This window comes from Streptomyces sp. enrichment culture (genome assembly GCF_964273255.1).
GTDB lineage: Bacteria > Actinomycetota > Actinomycetes > Streptomycetales > Streptomycetaceae > Streptomyces.
This window is the reverse complement of record NZ_OZ186835.1, coordinates 2,310,129-2,327,333: the sequence shown is the minus strand read 5'-3', so window position 1 is coordinate 2,327,333 and position 17,205 is coordinate 2,310,129. Positions and strand designations below refer to the sequence as shown.

The window sequence follows — 17,205 nt, the reverse complement described above, 5'->3', positions numbered from 1 at the left end:
GTGACCCCCCGGAACACACCTGCCCCTCGCACCCCGGAGCCCTCCGAGGCCCCCGTCACCCGGACCGTCCCCACCGGCGCCGGCGACGCCCGGATCACCTGGCACCCCGCCCACGGCACCGCCCGGCTCGTCCTCGCCCTCGGCCACGGCGCCGGCGGCGGCATCGAGGCCCGGGACCTGCGGGCGCTGGCCGCCGTCCTGCCCGCGCACGGGATCACCGTGGCCCTGGTCGAGCAGCCCTGGCGGGTGGCCGGCAAGAAGGTGGCCCCCGCGCCGAAGACCCTGGACACCGGCTGGCGCGGGGTCTGGCCCGCGCTGGCGGAACCGGGGCTGCCGGTCGTCTCCGGCGGCCGCAGCGCCGGCGCCCGGGTGGCCTGCCGCACCGCCACGGAGCTGGGCGCCCGCGCCGTCCTCGCCCTGAGCTTCCCCCTGCACCCGCCGGGACGGCCGGAGAAGTCCCGCGCCGCCGAACTGCTCGGCGCCGGGGTGCCCACACTCGTCGTGCAGGGCGGCAACGACCCGTTCGGCGGGCCCGCCGAGTTCCCCGAGGGCCCTCACGAGCTGGTGGAGGTGCCGCACGGCGACCACGGCTTCGCGGTCCCCAAGCGCGCGGACATCACCCAGGACGAGGCGCTGGCCGTCGTCACGGACGCCGTGGCGCGGTGGGCCGGGGGTCTGTGACGGCACGGCGGGAATGTCCGGACGCCCTCGGCTGTTGAGGCGGACATACGTGCCGGTCACCGGCATCGCCGTCGTAGGAGAGGAAGTCCGCCGCATGGGTTCCACGCTCTGCCCGAACCGCAGTGCACGCGCCGACCTGGACTGGACGGTGCTGCCCGCGGCCCGGACCGCCCCGATTCGGGCGGCGGGCGGACCGGATCGTCGTCTATCCTCCGATTCGGGTGAGACCGGTTCCGGTCTCACGACGACACTCGAGGAGGTGGGTCCGGTTCCCGGTACCGACGCAGGGACCGAACACGGCCAGGCGGAGCAGCCCGAGGGCCGGGGTGGCGCGAGCGCCGAGACGAGCGCGGAGCGCAGCGCGCGCTTCGAGCGGGACGCGCTCGAATTCCTCGACCAGATGTACTCCGCCGCGCTGCGCATGACGCGCAACCCCGCGGACGCGGAGGACCTGGTCCAGGAGACGTACGCCAAGGCGTACGCGTCCTTCCACCAGTTCCGCGAAGGCACCAACCTCAAGGCGTGGCTGTACCGGATCCTCACCAACACCTTCATCAACTCGTACCGCAAGAAGCAGCGCGAGCCGCAGCGCAGCGGTGCCGAGGAGATCGAGGACTGGCAGCTCGCGCGCGCCGAGTCCCACATGTCCACCGGTCTGCGCTCCGCCGAGTCGCAGGCGCTGGACCACCTGCCCGACTCGGACGTGAAGGAAGCGCTGCAGGCGATCCCCGAGGAGTTCCGCATCGCGGTCTACCTCGCGGACGTCGAGGGCTTTGCCTACAAGGAGATCGCCGACATCATGGGCACACCCATCGGTACGGTGATGTCCCGCCTGCACCGTGGCCGCCGCCAGCTGCGCGGCATGCTCGAGGACTACGCCCGCGAGCGGGGGTTGGTCCCGGCCGGCGCCGGAAAGTCGAACGAAGCGAAAGGCTCGGGGTCATGAGCTGCGGAGAGCCGCACGAGACGGATTGCAGCGAAATCCTCGATCATCTCTACGAGTTCCTCGACCGTGAGATGCCGGATGCGGACTGCGTGAAGTTCGAGCACCACTTCGAGGAGTGCTCGCCCTGCCTGGAGAAGTACGGGCTGGAGCAGGCCGTCAAGAAGCTGGTCAAACGATGCTGCGGGCACGACGACGTGCCGGGCGACCTGCGGTCCAAGGTCATGGGCCGGATCGAACTGATCCGTTCCGGCCAGGCCGTGCCCGACCAGGACGTCACCGCCTCCTCCCCGGTCAGGCCGCAAGAGTCCTGACCCGCCGCGCGCCCCTCGCCGTCCCCTTCCGGACGGCGGTCCCCGGGCGGCGGCCCCCCGGGCGGCACCGCTCCCCGTAAGGGGTGGGGTCGTCACCCGTACGTGCTAATCCGCGGGTTATCGGCCCGCGGGGGCCCCTCCCGCCGCCCTAGGCTCCGAAGGCCGACGGCGGCGGGCCGAGTGCGGCGGCACGGTGGGGGAGGGGCTCATGGAGGCGTTACCGGCGCGGGCCCGCGCGTACGTCGTGGCGGTCGCCCTGCTCGCCGCCCTCTGCCTCCTGCCGGGCCCCCGGACCGCCTGGCCGGCGGTGGCCCTGCTCGCCGCGCTCTACGCCGGCTGTGAACACCTCGCCCGCTCGCGCCGCTTCGGTGCCCCAGGGCCGGGCGGTGCCTGCTACCCCGTGCTGCTCGCCGGCGCCTTCCTCCTGCCGCCGTCCGCCGCGGCCCTGGTCGCGCTGCCCGGCGCCCTGCTCATGCCCGTACCCCGGCCGCCGGACCCGCTCCGGCGGATCTGGCGCGCCGCTCAGCTGGTGCTCGCCGTCCGGGCCGCGGGTCTGGGACACCAGGCCGCCGGCGGGCCGGCCGCGGTCGCCGGCTGCGACGTCCCCCGGGCCCTGGGTGCGGCGGGCGTCGCCGTCCTCGCGTTCTGCCTCGTGCTCACCCTGCTGGACGGCGGCCTGCGGGTACTGACGGCGGGCGGCCCGCCCGGACCACCGGCCGGGCCCCCCGGCCGGGCGACGTGGTGGCGGCCGCTGCTGCCGCTGCTGCCACTGCTGGTGCCCGTCACCGTGCACGGGCTGGCCGGGCTGATGATGGCCCTGCTCTGGCGCAGCCCCTACGGGCCCGGGGCCGCCCTGCTGGTGCTCCTGCCGATGGCCGTCTCGCGGTGGGCGTTCGCCCAGTACCACCGGGAACGCGCGGCCCACCAGGCGACCATCCGCGCCCTGGTCCAGGCCGTCGACATCAAGGACGGCTACACGCGCGGGCACAGCGAACGCGTCGGCCACGCCTCCATGATGATCGCGCGCGAACTCGGCATGGACGACGAGCGGGTCGAGGTGCTGCGGTTCGCCGGCATCCTGCACGACGTCGGCAAACTCGGCGTCCCCACCCGGCTGCTCACCAAGGACGGGCCGCTCACCCCCGAGGAACGCCGGGTGATCGAGCTGCACCCCGAGTACGGGCACGAGATGGTGCGCGGCATCTCCTTCCTCGGGGAGGCCCGGGAGGCGGTGCTGCACCATCACGAGCGGATGGACGGCACCGGCTACCCCTACGGGCTGGCGGGCCGTCAGATCCCGGAGTCGGCCCGGGTGGTCGCGGTCGCCGACGCCTTCGACGCGATGACCTCCACCCGCTCCTACAGCAGGGCCCGGCCCGTGCCCGTGGCCCTGGAGGAACTGCGCCGGTGCGCGGGCTCCCACTTCGACCCGCGCATGGTGGCCGCCCTCGTCCGGGTGATCGGCCGGGACGGCTGGCACCCCGCGGTGACCGCCGACGAATCGGGCGCCCCCGCCGTTCCCGCGCCCGCCGCGCCCGTCGCCGGCCGGACCGGGGCACCGCGGTGACCCCGCCGCCCGGGGCCCGCGCGGGCACGCCCGTCACCCGGCGGCCCCGCCTGCCCCCCTTCGTGCACCTGTGCGCGGGCGTGGTGGCCGCGGGCTGCTTCGGCTCGGTCCTCTGGCACGGCGTCGAGGACCGGGACGCCCTCCTCGCCTTCACGGTGCTCATCGCCGTCGGCGAGCTCACCCGCCGGGGTGCGCCCCGGATCCGGCAGTCCGCGCCGCTCGCCGCCGCCGGGTCCATGGCGTACGCGCTGCTCGGCGACGTCGGCGGGCGGCCCGGCGGGCACGACGCCGCCCAGGCCGTCACCGTCGTGCTCGCCGCGTCCCTGCTGGGCAGCGTGCCGAACGTCGCCCGGGGGCACGGGCCCGGTGCCGACCGGCTGGCCCGCCGGGTGCTCGCCGTCGGCTTCGTCGCGGTGTGCTTCCAGCCCCTGTACGGCCGGGGCGCGTTCGACGACTGGCAGGGCCCCGCCCAGGCCCTGGTGCTGCTCGCGCTGCCCTGTCTGGCCACGCTCGGCGACGCCGTGCTGGCGGCCGCGCTCGCCCGCTCCCGCACCGGGTGGCCCTTCTGGCCGCTGCTGCGGGACGAGCTGCGGGCCGTCCCCGGCATCGAGGCCGCGGTGATCGCGACCGGGGCGGTGATGGCCCTCGCGGTCGCCGTGGTGGGCCTGTGGGCGCTGCCCGTCTTCTCGGTCCCGCTGCTGCTCGCCCAGCTGTCCCACCGGCGGTACGCCGCCGTCCGGGCCACCTACCGGCAGACCATCGCCTCGCTGGCCCGGGCCACCGAGATCGCGGGGTGCACCCCGGCCGGGCACGCCCGCCGGGTGGCCGGGCTCAGCCGCGCGGTGGGCCGCGACCTCGGGATGACCGCGCCCGAACTGACCCTGCTGGAGTACGCGGCGCTGATGCACGACATCGGGCAGCTGAGCCTGGTCGACCCGGTGCCGGCCGGCGCGACCTCCGCGCTGCCGGTCACCGAGCAGCGCCGGATCGCCCTGCTCGGCGGTGCCGTCGTGCGCCAGACCGGGGTCGACCCCCAGGTCGCCCGGATCGTGGAACAGCAGTGCGACCCGCACCCCGGACAGCCGCTCGCCGCGCGGATCGTCCGGGTGGTGAACGCGTACGAGGAGAAGTCCCGGGCAGGAGGCCCCGGCGGGCCGCTGACGGCACTGGAGGAGCTGAGGTTCGGTGCCGCGGGAGAGTACGCACCGGAGGTCGTCGCCGCCCTGGCCCGGGTGCTGGCGCGGAACACGGAGGTGGGGCGTGAACACGGGGACGGAGCGTGGTGAGGGCCACGAACGGGACTGTCTGACCCGGTACGGGGCTGGGTAACCCATGGGTAATGAGCGCCCTTCCGGCCGTACGTGGTTGGATGCGAAGTGGAGAGTGTCAGGGGGCGCGGAAAGGCACAGCCGGCCCACCGCACGGAACTGGCAGGCGGGAATCGTGAGGATCTTCGGCAAGGGACGGAACCGGCCCTCCGCCTCCTGGCGGCAGGCCACGGACCGCGCGTTCACCCTCATCGGCGACGGCCGGTACGAGGACGCCGGCGCGCTGCTGACCCGTGCCGCCGACCTGGAACCCTGGCTGTCGGAGTCCTGGTTCAACCTCGCGCTGCTGCACAAGTTCCGGCACGACTGGGAGCAGGCGCGGGCGGCCGGGCTGCGGGCCGTCGCCCTGCTCGACCGGGACACCGGGGCGCCCGACTGGTGGAACGTCGGCATCGCCGCCACCGCCCTGCAGGACTGGCCGCTGGCCCGCCGTGCCTGGCAGGCCTACGGACTGAAGGTGCCCGGCTCGCCCACCGACTCCGGTGAACCGCTCGGCATGGACCTGGGCAGCGCCGCCGTGCGGCTGTCCCCGGAGGGCGAGGCCGAGGTGGTGTGGGGGCGCCGGCTGGACCCGGCCCGCATCGAGGTGCTGTCGATCCCGCTGCCGTCCTCCGGCCGCCGCTGGGGCGAGGTCGTCCTGCACGACGGGGTGCCGCACGGGGAGCGCAGCACGGCCGCCGGGCACACCTACCCGGTGTTCGACGAGATCGAGTTGTGGGCGCCGTCACCCGTGCCGACCTGGGTGGTCCTGCTGGAGGCCGAGACCGAGGCCGACCGGGACGCCCTGGAGGCGCTGGCCGCCGACGCCGGGTTCGCCGCCGAGGACTGGTCGTCGTCGGTGCGGCTGCTGTGCCGGATGTGCTCCGAGTCCCGGATGCCCTCCGACGAGGGCGAGGGCGAGCACCTCGACCCGCACGACCACAGCGAGCCGGGACACCCCGGCCCCTTGGGCCACCGCACCGACGGGCAGTTGTGGGTACCCGAGCGGGAGTGCGGGGTGGCGGCGCCGGCGGCGCTGGTGCGCGGGCTGCTGGACGGGTGGGTCGCCGACAGCCCGGACTCCCGCGACTGGCGGGACCTCGAAGAGGTCTGCTGAGCACACCCCCGCCCGCCCGGCCGGAGCGGACCCTGTTCCCCGCGCCCCCGGCGGGCGCGCTCCCCGTACCCTGTAGCAGCATCCCAGCCCGGATTTTTCAGGAAGGCACACGTCGGTCATGGCTCAGCAGGACACCGATCAGCAGCACGCGGGCGTGCTCCCCGTGGACGACGAGGGGTATGTCATCGACACGGAGGACTGCGAGGAGCGCGAGGCCGCCTACCGCGAGCGCGGCACCTCCCGCCCGATCACCGTGGTCGGCAACCCGGTGCTGCACAAGGAGTGCCGGGACGTCACGGAGTTCGACGACGCGCTGCGGCAGCTGGTGGACGACATGTTCGCCAGCCAGCGCACCGCCGAGGGCGTGGGCCTGGCCGCCAACCAGATCGGCGTCGACCTGAAGGTCTTCGTCTACGACTGCCCGGACGACGAGGGCACCCGCCACGTCGGCGTCGTCTGCAACCCGAAGCTGGTCGAACTGCCCGCCGAGCGGCGGCGGCTGGACGACAGCAACGAGGGCTGCCTGTCGGTGCCCACCGCCTACGCGCCGCTGGCCCGCCCCGACTACGCCGAGGTGACCGGGCAGGACGAGCGGGGCAACCCGATCAAGGTCCGCGGCACCGGCTACTTCGCGCGCTGCCTGCAGCACGAGACCGACCACCTCTACGGCTACCTCTACATCGACCGGCTGTCCAAGCGGGAACGCAAGGACGCGCTGCGGCAGATGGCCGAGAACGAGCCCCGCTACCCCGTGGTCGCCAACGACTGAGCCGCGCGGGCCCGCCGGGTCCGCACACCCCGCGCTCCCCTTCCGTACGGCGTCCGGTCCCGGGTCACTCCGGGACCGGACGCCGTTCGCGTCCCGGCACCCCGTTCGGTCCCCAGCGGTCCCTCCTGAACCAAATCAAGACACCCAACAGGAGGTTCTCGGCACCCTGGGGTGGTGAATGAGGCAAATCCGTTCCCAGAACGGTCAGTTGTGGTGCTGAATAGAGGAACGGGGATATGCACCGGCGCACACCCGGCGGGGGACGGGCGTACGCAACCGGCGGCTGAGAGGGGATTGTTCGTGCATGCTTTGTCACACGGCACCACATCGACACCGACGACCGTCGCGGTTCCACCGGCGCTCTCCCTCCCGGTGATCGAGGCGTCGTTTCCCCGGCAACTCCATCCGTATTGGCCGAAGCTCCAGGAGAACACCCGTGCGTGGCTGCTCGAAAAGCGGCTCATGCCCGCGGACAAGGTGGCGGAATATGCCGACGGCCTGTGCTACACGGACCTCATGGCCGGCTACTACCTCGGCGCCCCCGACGAGGTCATGCAGGCGATAGCGGACTACAGCGCGTGGTTCTTCGTCTGGGACGACCGGCACGACCGCGACATCGTCCACGACCGCCCCGACGCCTGGCGGCGGCTCAAGGAGCGGCTGCACAGCGCCCTCGACCGCCCCGGGGACCACCTGCGGCACCACGATCCCCTGGTGGCGGGGCTCGCGGACAGCGTGGGGCGGCTGTTCTCGTTCCTGCCCGCCTCGTGGAACGCCCGGTTCACCCGGCACTTCCACACCGTCATCGAGGCGTACGACCGCGAATTCGAGAACCGGAGGCAGGGCGTCGTCCCGGGCGTCGAGGAATACCTGGAACTGCGCCGCCTCACCTTCGCGCACTGGATCTGGACCGATCTCCTGGAACCCAGCGCGGGCCTCGAACTCCCGGATTCCGTCCGGAAGAACCCGGCCTACCGGAAGGCGGCGCTGCTCAGTCAGGAATTCGCCGCCTGGTACAACGATCTCTGCTCCCTTCCCAAGGAATTGGCGGGAAGTGAGGTGCACAATCTCGGAATCAGTCTCGTCACTCACCAGGAAATGACACTCGAAGAGGCGGTTGCCGATCTCCGGCGCCGCATCCTGGAATGCATCGAAGGATTCCTGGAGGCGGAGGAGGAGGCATTACGGTTCGCCGACGGTCTCGACGACGGCACCGTGGGCGGAAAGGAATTGAGCGCCGCCGTGCGCGCCTGCCTCGGAAACATGCGGAACTGGTTCAGTTCCGTCTACTGGTTCCACCACGAGTCCGGCCGGTACCGGGTCGACAGCTGGGACGACCGGTCCACGCCCCCGTACGTCAACAACGAAGCGGCAGGTGAGAAATGACCGTCGAGTCGGTGAAACCCGAATCAACGACCCCGGCCGGTCTGCGGGTGCCCCCCGTCGCGGGCGGCGGAGTCCCGGGACTCGGCCACGGCTGGAAGCTGGTCAGGGACCCGCTGGCCTTCATGGCCCAACTGCGCGACCACGGTGACGTCGTGCGCCTCAAACTGGGGCCCAAGACCGTCTACGCCGTCACCACCCCGGCGCTCACCGGAGCGCTCGCCCTCAGCCCCGACTACATCATCTCCGGGCCGCTCTGGGAGTCCCTGGAGGGCCTGCTCGGCAAGGAGGGCGTGGCCACCGCCAACGGCCCGCTGCACCGCCGCCAGCGGCGCACCATCCAGCCCGCGTTCAAGCTGGACGCCATCCCCGCCTACGGGCCGATCATGGAGGAGGAGGCGCACGCCCTGGTCGAGCGGTGGGCGTCCGGCGCCACCATCGACGCCACCTCCGAGTCCTTCCGCGTCGCCGTGCGCGTCGCGGCCCGCTGCCTGCTGCGCGGCCGGTTCATGGACGAGCGGGCGGAACGCCTGTGCGTCGCCCTGGCCACCGTCTTCCGCGGCATGTACCGGCGCATGGTCGTACCGCTCGGCCCGCTCTACAGGCTGCCCCTCCCGGCCAACCGCGAATTCAACCGGGCGCTGGCCGATTTGCATCTCCTGGTCGACGAGATCGTCGCCGAACGCCGGGCATCCGGTCAAAAGCCGGACGATTTGCTGACGGCATTGCTGGAGGCCAAGGACGACAATGGCGACCCCATCGGGGAACAGGAGATCCACGACCAGGTCGTCGCGATACTCACCCCCGGCAGTGAAACGATCGCCTCGACGATCATGTGGCTGCTGGAGTTGCTCGCCGACCACCCGGAGCACGGGGACAAGGTGCGCGAGGAAGTGCTCTCCGTCACCGGAGGGCGACCGGTCGCATTCGCGGACGTGCGCGGGCTCACGTACACGGCCAATGTCGTCGTCGAGGCGATGCGTTTGCGCCCGGCCGTCTGGATTCTGACCCGGCGGGCGGTCACCGACACGGAACTCGGCGGCTATCACATTCCGGCCGGGGCCGACATCATCTACAGTCCGTACGCGATCCAACGCGATCCGAAATCGTACGAGCGCCACCTGGAGTTCGATCCCGACCGCTGGCTCCCCGAACGTTCGAAGGATCTGCCGAAATATGCCATGCGGCCCTTCAGCGTGGGCAACCGCAAATGCCCGAGCGACCACTTCTCCATGGCCATGCTGACGCTGATCACGGCGGCGGTGGCCACCCGGTTCCGCTTCGAGCAGACGGAGGCGTCCGACGCGGCCACCCGCGTCGGCATCACCCTGCGCCCGAACCGCCTGCTGCTGCGGCCGGTCGAGCGCTGAGTCCCGCCCGCCGGCGGGCGTTCACGCGGCCTCGGGGCCGCGGAACGTCCGCCGGTAGGCGTTCGGCGTGGTGCCCACGGCCCGCACGAAGTGGTGGCGCAGCGCGGCGGCGGTGCCGAAGCCGGTGCGCCCCGCGATCGCGTCCACCGTCTCGTCGGTCCCCTCCAGCAGGCGCTGCGCCAGCAGCACCCGCTGGCCCAGGACCCAGCGGTAGGGCGTGGTGCCGGTCTCCTGCTGGAACCGGCGGGCGAAGGTCCGCGGCGACATCAGTGCGCGGGTCGCGAGCTGTTCGACGGTGACCTCCTCGTCGAGATGCTCCTGCAGCCACACCAGCACGTCCGAGACGGTGTCGCCGCCCGTGCGCGGCACGGGGCGCTCGATGTACTGCGCCTGGCCGCCGTCGCGGTGCGGGGGCACGACCATGCGCCGGGCGATCCGGTTGGCGACCTCCGAGCCGTGCTCCTTGCGCACCAGGTGCAGACAGGCGTCGATGCCGGCGGCCGTGCCGGCGGAGGTGATCACCGGGCCCTCGTCGATGTAGAGCACGTCCGGTTCCACCGTCAGGTGCGGGTACTGCCGCTTCAGCTCCTCGGCGTGGCGCCAGTGCACCGTGGCCCGGCGGCCGTCGAGCAGTCCGGCCGCGGCCAGGACGAAGACCCCCGAGCAGACGCTGGCCACCCGGGCCCCGCGTGCCACGCCGCGGCGCAGCGCGTCCAGCAGCTCGGGCGGGAAGGACCGGGCATCGAAACTGCGTCCCGCCGGGACCGCGATGAGGTCGGCGCTCTCCAGGCGTTCGAGGCCGTGGTCGACCCGGATCGTGAAGCCCGCCTCGGTGCGCAGGACCGGGCCCTCGGCGGAGGCCACCGCGAAGTCGTAGGCGGGCAGGCCCTCGTCGGTGCGGTCGGTGCCGAAGACCTCGCAGACCACGCCGAGTTCGAAGGGGTTCACGCCGTCGAGGAGGGCGACGGCCACATTCCGGAGCATGACACCAGTCTGCCGCGCGGGTGGCAGTAAATCGAGGGTGTACGGCAGCCCTGCCACTGTCGGTAAGGACCGTGAGCGGCGAGACTCATGTCTATGGATACGACACAGACGCAAGCACTGATCGGAATGCTCTTCGTTCTCGGACTGTTCGCGCTGATGATCCTGCCCGCCGTGGTCGGCATCGCGCGCGACCGGCGGATCGACCGCCAGATCCGGCAGGCCGAGACCGCACCCCTGCCCCGGCGCACCGCCGCACTGCGGTCCGTGCCGGCGGACCGGTCCGCCCCGGTGCGGAGCACCGCCCCGCACCACACCTCGCGAGCGGCGTGACACGGGGCGGCGCCCCGCCTGAGCGGGGCCGTACGGCCCGCCGGGTACGGCCCGGCGGGCCCCGGGGACCCGTCGTCCGGGCCGCGCCGGACTCGCCGGACGGGTGACTAGAAGTCCTCGTCCAGGTCGACCGTGCCCTCCACGGCGACCTGGTAGGCGGACGGACGGCGCTCGAAGAAGTTGGTCAGCTCCTGGACACCCTGGAGCTCCATGAACGAGAACGGGTTCTCCGAGCCGTACACCGGCGCGAAGCCCAGCCGGGTCAGCCGCTGGTCGGCGACGCACTCCAGGTACTGCCGCATCGACTCGGTGTTCATCCCGGGCAGGCCGTCACCGCACAGGTCCCGCGCGAACTGCAGCTCCGCCTCCACCGCCTCGCGGAGCATGTCCGTCACCTGCTGCCCCAGCTGCTCGTCGAACAGCTCCGGCTCCTCCTTGCGCACGGTGTCGACCACGTCGAAGGCGAAGGACATGTGCATCGTCTCGTCGCGGAACACCCAGTTGGTCCCGGTCGCCAGGCCGTGCAGCAGGCCGCGGCTGCGGAACCAGTACACGTAGGCGAAGGCGCCGTAGAAGAACAGGCCCTCGATGCAGGCCGCGAAGCAGATCAGGTTGAGCAGGAACCGGCGGCGGTCCGCGCGGGTCTCCAGCCGCTCCAGCTTCTCCACCGAGTCCATCCACCGGAAGCAGAACTCGGCCTTCTCCCGGATGGACGGGATGTTCTCCACCGCGGCGAAGGCGGCCGCCCGGTCCTCCGGGTCGGGCAGGTAGGTGTCCAGCAGCGTCAGATAGAACTGGACGTGCACCGCCTCCTCGAACAGCTGCCGGGACAGGTACAGCCGGGCCTCGGGGGAGTTGATGTGCTTGTAGAGCGTCAGCACCAGGTTGTTCGCGACGATCGAGTCACCGGTGGCGAAGAACGCCACCAGCCGGCCGATGAGGTGCTGCTCGGACGGGCTGAGCTTCGCCAGGTCGGCCACGTCGGAGTGGAGGTCGACCTCCTCCACGTGCCAGGTGTTCTTGATGGCGTCCCGGTAGCGCTCGTAGAAGTCGGGGTAGCGCATGGGCCGCAGCGTCAGTTCGAAGCCCGGGTCGAGCAGGTTCTGGGTACGGGTGGGGCTGGTCATCACTGGCAGGCCTCGCAGGACTCGGGGTTTTCCAGGGAGCAGGCGACGGCGTCGTCGGGCGCCGCCTGCGGGACGGGCACGGCCGCCGGGGTCTGGGCCCGGGCGGCACGGGCGATGCGGGTCGCCGGACGCGACCGCAGGTAGTACGTGGTCTTCAGCCCCTGCTTCCAGGCGTACGCGTACATCGACGACAGCTTTCCGATGGTCGGCGTCTCCAGGAACAGGTTCAGCGACTGCGACTGGTCCAGGAACGGGGTGCGCGCGGCGGCCATGTCGATCAGTCCGCGCTGCGGGATCTCCCACGCCGTGCGGTAGAGCCGGCGCACCTCCTCGGGGATCCACGCGAAGCCCTGCACCGAGCCGCCCGCGTCGCGCAGCGCCTCCCGCGTGCGCGCGTCCCACACGCCGAGCCGCTTCAGGTCGTCCACCAGGTAGGAGTTGACCTGCAGGAACTCGCCCGACAGCGTCTCGCGCTTGAACAGGTTCGACACCTGCGGCTCGATGCACTCGTAGACGCCCGCGATCGAGGCGATGGTGGCCGTCGGCGCGATCGCCAGCAGCAGCGCGTTGCGCATCCCGGTCCGCGCGATCCGCTCCCGCAGCGCCGACCACCGCTCGGGCCACGCCAGGTCCGTCGCGTAGTGGTCGGGGTGCAGCACGCCCCGGGCGGTCCGGGTGTGCTCCCAGGCCGGCAGCGGGCCGTTGCGCTCCGCGAGGTCCGCGGACGTCTCGTAGGCGGCCAGCATGATCCGCTCGGCGATCCGGGTGGACAGCGCCCGCGCCTCGGGGGAGTCGAAGGGCAGCCGGAGCTGGAAGAACACGTCCTGGAGGCCCATCGCGCCCAGGCCCACCGGGCGCCAGCGGGCGTTGGAACGCTCCGCCTGTTCCGTCGGGTAGAAGTTGATGTCCACCACCCGGTCGAGGAACGTGACGGCCGTGCGGACGGTCGCGTCCAGTCGCTCCCAGTCCAGGTCGCCCGCCTCCGGGTCCACGAACGCGCCCAGGTTGACCGACCCCAGGTTGCAGACCGCCGTCTCCCCGTCGTCGGTGACCTCCAGGATCTCCGTGCACAGGTTCGAGGAGTGGACGACGTGCCCGGGCGTGGCCGTCTGGTTGGCGGTGCGGTTGGCGGCGTCCTTGAAGGTCATCCAGCCGTTGCCGGTCTGCGCCAGGGTGCGCATCATCCGGCCGTACAGCTCCCGCGCGGGCAGCGTCCGGCGGGCCAGGCCCTTCGCCTCGGCCGCGCGGTAGGCGGCGTCGAACTCCTCGCCCCACAGGTCCACCAGCTCCGGCACGTCCGCCGGGGAGAACAGCGACCACGGGGCGTCGGCGTCCACCCGGCGCATGAACTCGTCCGGCACCCAGTGCGCCAGGTTCAGGTTGTGCGTACGGCGGGCGTCCTCGCCGGTGTTGTCGCGCAGCTCCAGGAACTCCTCGATGTCCGCGTGCCAGGTCTCCAGGTAGACCGCCGCCGCGCCCTTGCGCCGCCCGCCCTGGTTGACCGCGGCCACCGAGGCGTCCAGCGTCTTCAGGAACGGGACGATGCCGTTGGAGTGCCCGTTGGTGCCGCGGATCAGCGAACCCCGGGCGCGGATGCGGGAGTAGGCCAGGCCGATGCCGCCCGCGTGCTTGGAGAGGCGGGCCACCTGGTGGTAGCGCTCGTAGATCGAGTCCAGCTCGTCCCGCGGGGAGTCCAGCAGGTAGCAGGACGACATCTGCGGGTGCCGCGTACCGGAGTTGAACAGGGTGGGGGAGGACGGCAGGTAGTCCAGGCGGCTCATCAGCCCGTACAGCGCGGCCACTTCGTCCACCGACCGGGTGCTGTCGTCCTCGGCGAGCCCGGAGGCGACGCGCAGCAGGAAGTGCTGCGGGGTCTCGACGACCCTGCGGGTGATCGGGTGCCGCAGCAGGTAGCGGCTGTGCAGGGTACGCAGCCCGAAGTAGCCGAAGCGGTCGTCCGCGCCGGTGTCGACCAGCGCGTCCAGCCGGTCGGCGTGCCGCCGGACGAAGCCCGCCGTCCGGTCGGCGACGAGCCCTTCGCGGTGCCCGGTCGCGACGGACGAGGAGAACGAGGTGACGCCCTGCGAGGCGGCCTCCTCGCGGATGGCGAGGGTCAGCAGCCGGGCGGCGAGGCGGGAGTAGGCGGGGTCCTCGGAGATGAGCCCGGCCGCGGCCTCGGTGGCCAGCTCCCGCAGCTCCGCCTCGTCCGCCCGCGCGGACCGGCCGCGCAGCGCGGCGGCGGCCACCCGGCCGGGGTCGGCGTCGGGGAGGTCGGCGGTCAGCACGGTCAGGGTGCGCAGCAGCGCGGCACCCGGGCCGTCGCCCTCCGGGGGTACGTCACTGGCTGAGACCGGATCCGCTGGCGCGATGGTCACGTGGGGCTCTCCCTCGCTCGGCACGGGGCCTCGTCGAGGGCAGGGGGCAGCACGGGACGCGCACGGCGTCGTGCGTCCACCGGCCCATTCCGCGAGGCCCGGACGTCGGAGCACCCGGGCCGGACGGCCGGGCGCACTGTCGGCAGGTCCTCGGACTGAAGCCCGTGCGCGGGCGCGGGGAAACGCGAACACGCACAAGTACACCGTTGCGGGACAGTTCCGGATTCGCACCGGATTCCCCTGCGGCGACAGCGAGCATGAGCATACATCTTGTGCCGGGCGTTGCGGACAGCCCCATATCTTGTGGCGCGCCCGGTGCCGGAGCGCCGGTGTCAGAGCGTCAGCTCGTAGGACAGCAGCGTGAGGTCGTCCAGGTGCGGGACCGGGTTCCAGTCGCGGTGCGGGGTGCGGACGAAGCCCAGTCGCCGGTAGATCCGGTGCGCCGCGTGCATGCTCGGCTGGGTCGACAGCACGACCCGCACGCAGCCGTCCACGGCCCGCGCCCGGTCCACGCACGCCCGCACCAGGGCCTCGCCGGTGCCCCGCCCCCGGGCGGCCCGGTCGACCGCCAGCATCCTGATCTCCGCCTCGCCGGTCCCGGCCAGGTCCGCCATCGGCCCGCCGTGCGGCACGAACGTCACCCCGCCCAGCACCCGGCCGCCGGGCGGCGGTTCACCCTCCACGGCGACCAGCACCTCGGCGGCCGCGGCCCGCTTCGCGACGTCCCGCAGTTCGCCCAGGTACGGGTCGCTGTCCCCGAAGTCGAGGAGCCCGTCGTCGAGATAGGCGCGGGCGGTGAGCGTGCCGAGCGTCGCGTACTCGGCGGGCAGGGCCCGGCGGATGGTGATGTCCATGGGGCGATTCTGCCCCCGGCACGGGGCGGCGGGCCGACGGTTTTCCACCGTCGGCCCGCCGTCCCCCGCCCCTGGGGGGCGTCAGTGCGCGCTGCCCGCCGTCGCCGGCGGGAGCTCCACCTGCACGCCCGGGTCGCCCGCGTCCGCCGTGTAGTCCTGCGGCTGCGTCTCGTCGATGCCCTCGGGCGCCTTGGCGGCCCGCAGGACGAACGTCAGCACCACCGTCACCAGCACGTTGATCACGAACGCGGTGAGACCGATGTAGCCGATCTCGCCGATGCCCGGGATCTCCTTCGCCGAGCCGCCGAAGTGCTTCTGCGTCGGCGACGCCACCCCGTACGCGGCGACCGTGCCGTAGACCATGCCGACCGCCCAGCCGCCGAGCAGCGCCCAGCGGTGGAACCAGCGGGTGAACAGGCCGCCCACCAGCGCCGGGAAGGTCTGCAGGATCCAGATGCCGCCGAGCAGTTGGAAGTTGATCGCCACGGTCTTGTCCATGGTCAGGACGAAGGCCAGCGCACCCACCTTCACCAGCAGCGACACGATCTTGGAGACCTTGGTCTCCTGCGCCGGTGTCGCGTCGGGCCGGATGAAGTCCTTGTAGATGTTGCGGGTGAACAGGTTCGCCGCCGCGATCGACATGATCGCCGCCGGCACCAGCGCCCCGATGCCGATGGCCGCGAAGGCCACCCCCGCGAACCAGTCCGGGAACATGTCCTCGAACAGCTGCGGGATCGCCAGCTGGCCGTTCTGCACGGACACGCCCGCCGCGATCGCCATGAAGCCGAGCAGCGCCAGCAGGCCCAGCATGAGCGAGTACAGGGGCAGGATCGTGGTGTTGCGACGGATCACCTCGCGGCTGCGCGAGGACAGCGTCGCGGTGATCGAGTGCGGGTACATGAACAGCGCGAGCGCCGACCCCAGCGCCAGCGTCGCGTACGTCCACTGACCCGCGTCCCCGGGCACCAGCGCCCCGCGCGGGGCCCCCGTCGCCGGGTTGGTCTCGTCGAAGGCCGCGCCCGCCTTGGCGAAGATCTCGTCGAAGCCGCCCAGCTTGATCGGGATGTAGATGATCGCCACCGCGATGACGAGGTAGATCAGCGTGTCCTTCACGAACGCGATCAGCGCGGGCGCCCGCAGGCCGGACGAGTACGTGTACGCCGCCAGGACGCCGAACGCGATCAGCAGCGGCAGGTCCTTGACGAACCAGTTGGTGTGCTCGCCGCCGCCGATGCCCATCACGTCCAGCACGGCCTGGATGCCGACCAGTTGGAGCGCGATGTACGGCATCGTCGCCAGGATGCCGGTCACGGCGACCGCCAGTGAGAGCCCCTTCGAGCCGAACCGGCCGCGCACGAAGTCCGACGTCGTCACATAGCCGTGCTTGTGCGACACCGACCACAGGCGGGGCAGGAAGGTGAAGATCAGCGGGTACACCAGGATCGTGTACGGCACCGCGAAGAAGCCCGCCGCGCCGGCCGCGTAGATGGCCGCGGGCACGGCCACGAAGGTGTACGCGGTGTACAGGTCACCGCCGAGCAGGAACCAGGTCACCCAGGTGCCGAACGACCGGCCGCCCAGCCCCCACTCGTCCAGGTTGTCCGCGTTCTCGGCCTTGCGCCAGCGCGCGGCCAGGAAGCCCATGGCCGTGACCAGGACGAAGAAGAAGAGGAAGACGGCGAGTGCCACGCCGTTCACGCCGTCCTTCACCGCGGTGCACCGCCCTTCCGGGCGCGGCGGGCGCGCTGGTCACGCTTCCACAGCTGGTACGCGACCATCGTCAGCGCCGTGGACAGCAGGACCCACAGCATCTGGTACCAGTAGAAGAACGGGATGCCGATGAGGACGGGCTCGGTCCTGGCGTACGAGCCGACCCACAGCATCGCCACGAACGGTGCGCTGAGGCAGAGGGCGATGACGACGCGTGCGGGCGTCACCACGGGCTCCGCGGTTGGTTGTTCCGGGGCTTTCGACATCGGTCTGTTCCGTCCCCTCACTGATCTCCGGCGTCGTGCGCAGGAAATCTAGGGGCCGAGGTAACGAAGCCGTAACCCCCGTCGCGGACAGCGGTATCCCAACGCCGC

Annotated in this window: 16 protein-coding genes and 1 riboswitch; of the genes, 10 read left to right on the top strand and 6 right to left on the bottom strand. The window is 72.2% G+C overall.

All coding sequences use genetic code 11. The annotated features are described in order from the left end of the window. The 9 genes from ACSU53_RS09865 (at window position 1) to ACSU53_RS09825 (ending at window position 9,451) form a co-directional block, all read left to right on the top strand. Entirely contained in the window at window positions 1-681 is a 681-nt protein-coding gene (locus ACSU53_RS09865) for an alpha/beta hydrolase family protein (RefSeq protein ID WP_437026506.1), read from the top strand. A gap of 259 nt (window positions 682-940) precedes the next feature. After that, window positions 941-1,627 (top strand): RNA polymerase sigma factor SigR, encoded by a 687-nt coding sequence (gene sigR / locus ACSU53_RS09860; RefSeq protein WP_437026505.1) that lies wholly within the window; start codon window positions 941-943, stop codon window positions 1,625-1,627. Then, window positions 1,624-1,938 (top strand): mycothiol system anti-sigma-R factor, encoded by a 315-nt coding sequence (gene rsrA / locus ACSU53_RS09855; protein ID WP_437026503.1) that lies wholly within the window; start codon window positions 1,624-1,626, stop codon window positions 1,936-1,938. The genes sigR and rsrA overlap by 4 nt, the downstream gene beginning before the upstream one ends. A gap of 208 nt (window positions 1,939-2,146) precedes the next feature. Further along, the gene (locus ACSU53_RS09850; protein WP_437026501.1) at window positions 2,147-3,505 is read left to right on the top strand and encodes an HD-GYP domain-containing protein; all 1,359 of its coding nucleotides are present in this window, start codon (window positions 2,147-2,149) and stop codon (window positions 3,503-3,505) included. Then, window positions 3,502-4,791 carry an HD-GYP domain-containing protein gene (locus ACSU53_RS09845; protein ID WP_437026499.1) on the top strand — a complete coding sequence of 430 codons (1,290 nt, stop codon included), beginning with the start codon at window positions 3,502-3,504 and terminating at the stop codon, window positions 4,789-4,791. Before ACSU53_RS09850 ends, ACSU53_RS09845 begins: the two co-directional genes overlap by 4 nt. Before the next feature lie 157 nt (window positions 4,792-4,948). Next, a complete protein-coding gene (locus ACSU53_RS09840; protein ID WP_164334060.1) occupies window positions 4,949-5,929 on the top strand; it encodes a tetratricopeptide repeat protein in 981 nt (326 codons plus the stop codon). A gap of 118 nt (window positions 5,930-6,047) precedes the next feature. Continuing rightward, window positions 6,048-6,698, top strand: a complete 651-nt coding sequence (def, locus tag ACSU53_RS09835; protein ID WP_164334059.1) for a peptide deformylase — start codon at window positions 6,048-6,050, stop codon at window positions 6,696-6,698. 300 nt (window positions 6,699-6,998) lie between these two features. Then, complete coding sequence (gene cyc1 / locus ACSU53_RS09830) at window positions 6,999-8,084, top strand: epi-isozizaene synthase (protein WP_437026497.1); 1,086 nt, start codon at window positions 6,999-7,001, stop codon at window positions 8,082-8,084. Next, window positions 8,081-9,451 (top strand): bifunctional albaflavenone monooxygenase/terpene synthase, encoded by a 1,371-nt coding sequence (locus ACSU53_RS09825; RefSeq protein WP_437026495.1) that lies wholly within the window; start codon window positions 8,081-8,083, stop codon window positions 9,449-9,451. The genes cyc1 and ACSU53_RS09825 overlap by 4 nt, the downstream gene beginning before the upstream one ends. Before the next feature lie 21 nt (window positions 9,452-9,472). Here ACSU53_RS09825 and ACSU53_RS09820 read toward each other — a convergent pair whose 3' ends face one another. Next, the gene (locus ACSU53_RS09820; RefSeq protein ID WP_437026493.1) at window positions 9,473-10,435 is read right to left on the bottom strand and encodes a helix-turn-helix domain-containing protein; all 963 of its coding nucleotides are present in this window, start codon (window positions 10,433-10,435) and stop codon (window positions 9,473-9,475) included. Window positions 10,436-10,528: 93 nt separating this feature from the next. On the opposite strand from ACSU53_RS09820, the gene ACSU53_RS09815 reads away from it, so the two are divergent. Further along, window positions 10,529-10,765 carry a hypothetical protein gene (locus tag ACSU53_RS09815; protein WP_437026491.1) on the top strand — a complete coding sequence of 79 codons (237 nt, stop codon included), beginning with the start codon at window positions 10,529-10,531 and terminating at the stop codon, window positions 10,763-10,765. Between the two features lie 107 nt (window positions 10,766-10,872). Here the strand turns inward: ACSU53_RS09815 and ACSU53_RS09810 are convergent, their stop codons facing one another. The 5 genes from ACSU53_RS09810 to ACSU53_RS09790 all read right to left on the bottom strand — a co-directional run bounded on the left by ACSU53_RS09810 (window position 10,873) and on the right by ACSU53_RS09790 (window position 17,097). Further along, a complete protein-coding gene (locus tag ACSU53_RS09810; RefSeq protein ID WP_437026490.1) occupies window positions 10,873-11,892 on the bottom strand; it encodes a ribonucleotide-diphosphate reductase subunit beta in 1,020 nt (339 codons plus the stop codon). After that, window positions 11,892-14,267 carry a ribonucleoside-diphosphate reductase subunit alpha gene (locus tag ACSU53_RS09805; protein ID WP_437026488.1) on the bottom strand — a complete coding sequence of 792 codons (2,376 nt, stop codon included), beginning with the start codon at window positions 14,265-14,267 and terminating at the stop codon, window positions 11,892-11,894. Before ACSU53_RS09805 ends, ACSU53_RS09810 begins: the two co-directional genes overlap by 1 nt. Before the next feature lie 124 nt (window positions 14,268-14,391). Beyond that, window positions 14,392-14,532, bottom strand: a riboswitch (cobalamin riboswitch). Between the two features lie 67 nt (window positions 14,533-14,599). Next, window positions 14,600-15,121 carry a GNAT family N-acetyltransferase gene (locus ACSU53_RS09800; RefSeq protein ID WP_437026486.1) on the bottom strand — a complete coding sequence of 174 codons (522 nt, stop codon included), beginning with the start codon at window positions 15,119-15,121 and terminating at the stop codon, window positions 14,600-14,602. Window positions 15,122-15,202: 81 nt separating this feature from the next. Next, window positions 15,203-16,831: a monocarboxylate uptake permease MctP gene (mctP, locus tag ACSU53_RS09795; protein WP_437026485.1), complete on the bottom strand. Its 1,629-nt coding sequence runs from the start codon at window positions 16,829-16,831 to the stop codon at window positions 15,203-15,205. Further along, window positions 16,828-17,097: a DUF3311 domain-containing protein gene (locus tag ACSU53_RS09790; RefSeq protein ID WP_437026483.1), complete on the bottom strand. Its 270-nt coding sequence runs from the start codon at window positions 17,095-17,097 to the stop codon at window positions 16,828-16,830. Before ACSU53_RS09790 ends, mctP begins: the two co-directional genes overlap by 4 nt. Window positions 17,098-17,205 lie beyond the last annotated feature (108 nt).

What these genes read in the sequence shown, in the direction of transcription:
- ACSU53_RS09800 (WP_437026486.1), bottom strand. Translation starts at nt 15,121, where the DNA reads ATGGACATCACCATCCGCCGGGCCCTGCCCGCCGAGTACGCGACGCTC.
- ACSU53_RS09790 (WP_437026483.1), bottom strand. Translation starts at nt 17,097, where the DNA reads ATGTCGAAAGCCCCGGAACAACCAACCGCGGAGCCCGTGGTGACGCCC.
- rsrA (WP_437026503.1), top strand. Translation starts at nt 1,624, where the DNA reads ATGAGCTGCGGAGAGCCGCACGAGACGGATTGCAGCGAAATCCTCGAT.
- ACSU53_RS09810 (WP_437026490.1), bottom strand. Translation starts at nt 11,892, where the DNA reads ATGACCAGCCCCACCCGTACCCAGAACCTGCTCGACCCGGGCTTCGAA.
- ACSU53_RS09825 (WP_437026495.1), top strand. Translation starts at nt 8,081, where the DNA reads ATGACCGTCGAGTCGGTGAAACCCGAATCAACGACCCCGGCCGGTCTG.
- ACSU53_RS09815 (WP_437026491.1), top strand. Translation starts at nt 10,529, where the DNA reads ATGGATACGACACAGACGCAAGCACTGATCGGAATGCTCTTCGTTCTC.
- ACSU53_RS09850 (WP_437026501.1), top strand. Translation starts at nt 2,147, where the DNA reads ATGGAGGCGTTACCGGCGCGGGCCCGCGCGTACGTCGTGGCGGTCGCC.
- ACSU53_RS09820 (WP_437026493.1), bottom strand. Translation starts at nt 10,435, where the DNA reads ATGCTCCGGAATGTGGCCGTCGCCCTCCTCGACGGCGTGAACCCCTTC.
- def (WP_164334059.1), top strand. Translation starts at nt 6,048, where the DNA reads ATGGCTCAGCAGGACACCGATCAGCAGCACGCGGGCGTGCTCCCCGTG.